This is a genomic window from Ruegeria sp. D4 (assembly GCF_056534475.1).
In genome coordinates this window covers 1-4,575 of record NZ_JBQFPJ010000040.1, presented here as the reverse complement: position 1 = coordinate 4,575, position 4,575 = coordinate 1, and the positions used below count along the sequence as shown (strand labels likewise).

Annotated in this window: 5 protein-coding genes; all 5 read left to right on the top strand. The window is 56.1% G+C overall.

Annotation, left to right across the window (positions count from 1 at the left end; translation table 11 throughout):
- Positions 1–102, top strand: a 102-nt coding sequence (locus ACR0MI_RS23590) for an integrase core domain-containing protein (protein ID WP_480442463.1), incomplete at its 5' end; no start/stop codon positions are given.
- Between the two features lie 442 nt (positions 103–544).
- Entirely contained in the window at positions 545–706 is a 162-nt protein-coding gene (locus ACR0MI_RS23585) for a hypothetical protein (protein WP_170617626.1), read from the top strand.
- A gap of 36 nt (positions 707–742) precedes the next feature.
- Complete coding sequence (locus tag ACR0MI_RS23580) at positions 743–1,111, top strand: DUF2652 domain-containing protein (protein WP_480855743.1); 369 nt, start codon at positions 743–745, stop codon at positions 1,109–1,111.
- Positions 1,012–1,254, top strand: a complete 243-nt coding sequence (locus ACR0MI_RS23575; protein WP_480855741.1) for an HNH endonuclease — start codon at positions 1,012–1,014, stop codon at positions 1,252–1,254. The genes ACR0MI_RS23580 and ACR0MI_RS23575 overlap by 100 nt, the downstream gene beginning before the upstream one ends.
- A 931-nt stretch (positions 1,255–2,185) precedes the next feature.
- Positions 2,186–3,943, top strand: a complete 1,758-nt coding sequence (locus tag ACR0MI_RS23570) for a caspase family protein (RefSeq protein WP_170617631.1) — start codon at positions 2,186–2,188, stop codon at positions 3,941–3,943.
- Positions 3,944–4,575: the final 632 nt, after the last annotated feature.

Sequence of the window (4,575 nt, the reverse complement as noted above, 5' to 3'; positions counted from 1 at the left end):
AGGAAACACTACAACACAAAACGCCCGCACAGTGCTCTGGGACATAAACCGCCGGCCCCGGCAACCATCGTTCAATTGGACCAAAGGCCGGTCACGCACTAACAATCAACTTGGACCACACAAGTGGGGCTGATCACTACTTCAAATGCCGATGCCAGACGAAAGACTTGCAAGAAACCTTTGAAGAACCGATTGGCTGTAGGTTCGTTGACAATGCAAATTACCTGGCACCACTGCACACCCATTTTGCCCAATGCATCAAAAAATATCTGAAAATTGCGATAGCTTTTCGCTGTTTGGACCGTGCGTGCTAATTCTCAGGCGTTGTTAGCGTATGAGTTGAACATGGTAAGTTTAAGTAAATGGAAGCTGTTTCCGACCGAGAGGAGCCTCTGCCGGTATTTCTCCCTTGGCAATGTCTCGCCAACATCTATCCGAGCGTTTTTGGAAATAGCGGGACCAATATGCGCATTGGCAGCTTTGGTTGCCTTCAGCCTTTATAGGGCTTCCCCCGGGAACTATGCATCGGTCCTTATGTGAAACAATGTCTGACGTCAGCGCCTCCAATCCCGATGAAGAACCGGTAAAAGCCACACTTGGCACTTCCAACGACGGAAGCATTTATGCCGACGGCCGGGAGGACGATGATGCTGATGGAGAATCGGAGGGCGTAGATCAAACCCCTGATGGAGAAGCGTCCATCTGATATGTCGGACGAAGGCAGACGCGCTTGTCCGGTACTATGGCGGAAGCTACAGTCAAGGGACGGAGTGCAAATGGGAAAGCTCGGATGTCTGTTCAGACCGGTTACCTGCTAATCGCCTATATTACTGGTTATACTGGGTATCCGACCCGGTCAGAGTTGGAACATGCCAACCCAATCATCCGTTCGTTGCTTGAGGCAATTGTAATAGAACTGAAGGACCCAATGAAGTTGGGGGGTCTCGAAGGTGACGCCGTTCTCGCTTATTCGAGTGGGCCGTTCCCCTCCGGCGAGACTTTCCTGAATATATGCGAAAGCCTTTATCGGGGGTTCGCCGAACGCCGTCGGAATATTGTGCAGAACACGACTTGTCCCTGCAATGCTTGTCGCAATGTAACCGGGCGGTGATCGATGAGGCGACGGTGGTTCGCCATCGCTGTCATAATGAGCGCTGCGTACGTCCTGAGCACCTGATTGAGGGGTCGGCGGCGGATAACAAGCGCGACGACTGGGACTTCTGGGCGAACGGTGTCGATTACGACCTGCTATGACCTGTGGCATGGGCCTTCAACGACCTCTGAGGGCCCACCCTCAACACCCGTAAAACCCGAAACCACCGGGGCATAAACGGGGGCATTTCTTGGAGGGTTTAGCCCCAAGTGCCTCTCGTCGTTCCATGTTCCGATGAACTGGCTGGGGTGGAAGGAATCCTTGCCCACCGATGAAACCTATGGGCTTTTCAGCGGAGCCCGAGAAACTGGGGCGGTTTCGGGGGCATTTAGAGGGTCAGCATGGGGCATTTCTGACCGCTGGAGAGGCCGCTGGCGCTGAGACGACCGCTGACGAGTGGTTTCGGGGGCTGACGGGTGGTCACTGGTGCTGACGGCGTCCGTAGGGCAGGACCGCTGGCTAGTCGTTCCGGGTGCTGACGGGGGTCGCTGGTGCTGGCGGGTTGGGGGGGCGGAAACTTGTAATGGCGCTCTGTGTCCCAGTTCACAGAACCTTTCGTTCACCCGGGTTAACGTACGTCACCAATGGGAGGTCGTAATGCTTCGTAAGGCTTCAAATACCTGGCACACTCGCACCGAACACGCAGTAACCATGATACACCCGGTTGTGCGTATCTTGCGTCATTGCACCCAGATTCAACGCCAAGTGAACCGCTACTATTGAATTCGAGCGCGGGTAACCGTTTTTGGAAGTTGACGTTGTGCTCTGAAGCCGCGGTCAGCTTCGGTTTGACACCAAAAACTTAACAACTAGCCGTTTTAGGCTGTACTCGATCAAGCTGATCCGCTGACGACCGCTACCGTGCGTTGACACTTGCCTGAACGGTAGTGCCAAAGCAGAGGTTAGAGCAAACCTTAGCGAACGACTAATCTGAGCCCAAGCGGTCAGCCGCGGAAATTGCTTTCTGTGCTATCCTCAAGCGCGAGGGGATTCGAAGGTTTGCTGATGGCGTTAAATCGTTGCATAGTCATCATGCTTTTGGTGACAGTTTTATTGAGTTTCTGTGGCCCAGCTGTCGCGTCAGGAAAGCGCGTCGCGCTGGTAATCGGGAATTCCCAGTACTGGCATGTCTCTAACCTTCCGAATCCAGCCAACGACGCGGAAGACCTGTCTGCGGCGCTCGAGCGCATCGGATTTGAAGTCACCCGCGGGCAGGACCTCGACTACCGCGAAATGCGCCTGACATTACGCGATTTCGCCGAGGTGACCGAGGGTGCCGAGATGGTGGTGGTTTATTTCGCCGGCCACGGGATTGAGATCGACAACACCAACTACCTGATCCCGGTGAACGCGGAGTTGCGCAGCGACCGCGATGTGGAGTTCGAAGCGATTCGGCTCGACGCCATCGTGAACGCGGTCGCGGACGTTCAGGGGCTCAAGGTCATTCTCATTGATGCCTGCCGCAACAACCCATTTCTTGCCGACATGACCCGCACTTCAGCGACGCGTTCCATAGGGCGTGGACTTGGGCGAATCGATCCGGGCGGTGTGCTGGTGGGATACGCAGCGCGCGGCGGCACCCTGGCACTTGACGGCGAGGGCCGGAACAGCCCCTACGCCGAGGCGCTTCTGAGCCATATCGAAGAACCGGGTTTGGAGTTGGGCAAGATGTTCCGCAAGGTCCGCGACACAGTGTTCGACTTGACTGATGGCTATCAGGAGCCCTTCACCTATGGTTCGTTGCCGGGCCAAGACATCTTCCTTGTGCCGGCGGCCGTGCCATCAACCAATGGTGCGTCTACAACCAACATCGAAATGCTGCGGATTGCCGAGGCATTCGTCGCAGCGCAAGCGGACAACACCGAAGAGGCATGGTCTTCTTTCTTGGAGAGTTTCGAAACAACAGAGGAGAACCCGCTTGTCGTCGCGGCACGGCGCAGTCTCTTGGCCCTGAAAGACACCGGTGCAGCCAAGCCTGTTCGTCGCGGATCTTGGCTGGCGGCAAGGTACGATGCAAACGGACGGGCAGAATTGGACAAGGACCAACGCATACTTGTCCAGAAAGCTTTGAATTATGCCGGTCACGATGTAGGACCACCGGACGGCACAATCGGGCCGCGCACTCGTGCTGCCGTGGCTTCGGCACGTCTCGCCTATGGGCTCAACCCCGGCGACAGAATTGACCGGGCGCTTTTGGACCGACTACCGGACGCTAAATCCATGGAAACGATGTTTCGTGACACCGCGCAGCGCTTTGATCCCACCGATCTGCCAGCCGGTATCGAGCCGCGCCTTGAGCGCGCGCTTAAGGCCTTGGACGCGTCGGTGGTCAGGTTCGGATATCACGCTGGCCATCTCTACATCGCGGTGCTCGCCAAGGGCGGCTTTTGGCAGAACGCCGCTAACGCAGCTCAGCGAGCAGGCGGCCACCTTGTGACGCTTGGTGATGCCGAGGAAAACCGGTTCGTCTACGAACTCTTCTCGTCTGACCCGCGCTTTCTTTCGTGGCATCAACTTTCCGAAGGGGTTGGCCAGTGGGAGGGGCCGATGATAGGTCTTTACCAAATCCCGGGCAGCTCGGAGCCGAGCGTTGGATGGGCCTGGGTGACAGGCGAACCTGCGACCTACACCCCTTGGCATCCCGGTCAACCCAACAATTCCGGCTCGAACGCGAACTACGCCCGATACATAAGCTTCGCGCGCAGCCGGGACAGCCGCCCGCCAGCGATCCGCTGGGATGACACGTCGACTTACCTCAGGAATTCCGGCTTCATAATCGAGATCGAGTGATGCTTGTGATGTCGCGGAGATCGAAGTGACTTGGGCATAAAGTGCACGGCCGCGGGACCCGGATTTGTGTAATAGATCTTTAGAATTGACTTGCTACCTTCACCATCTTCAAATCTCTTGAAGTATCAGGGCTCTTTTGCCGCGCCTCTCGGGTCCTAGAGATTGGATCGGCGGTTCGCATTCTAATCTGAGAAGGCAACACTGTTCAGGAAATAGCCCAACGCATGTCGCGCTATTGACGCGAACGGTAGCTTCGTTCGCCAAACGGTCCGACAGAAACGGACCAACGAAGCTTTGCAATACGTACAGACCTTGTGGCACGTATAGAGATTTCTGCATGAAGAAAAGTTACTCTGACCGCACCTTCCCCTGGGGGCAGAGCATTTCAAAAGAACCCAACTTGTTTCACATAAGGACAGATGCATAGTTCTGGACGGTCCTGCCTTCACCCGACCAGCCGCACCGGTAAAGGTGATGATCCGGGACCTGAGCCGCGCCTATCTTGCCCGGCGCAGTAATGAACTGCGACCCAGCGGGTTCAAAAAGTAGGCAGGCAAGCGCACTCAGTGCTGACGTTGACCGCTTTGCCGCAATTGATCTGAGATTCAGCATTGCCCTGCAACCACCCCTCG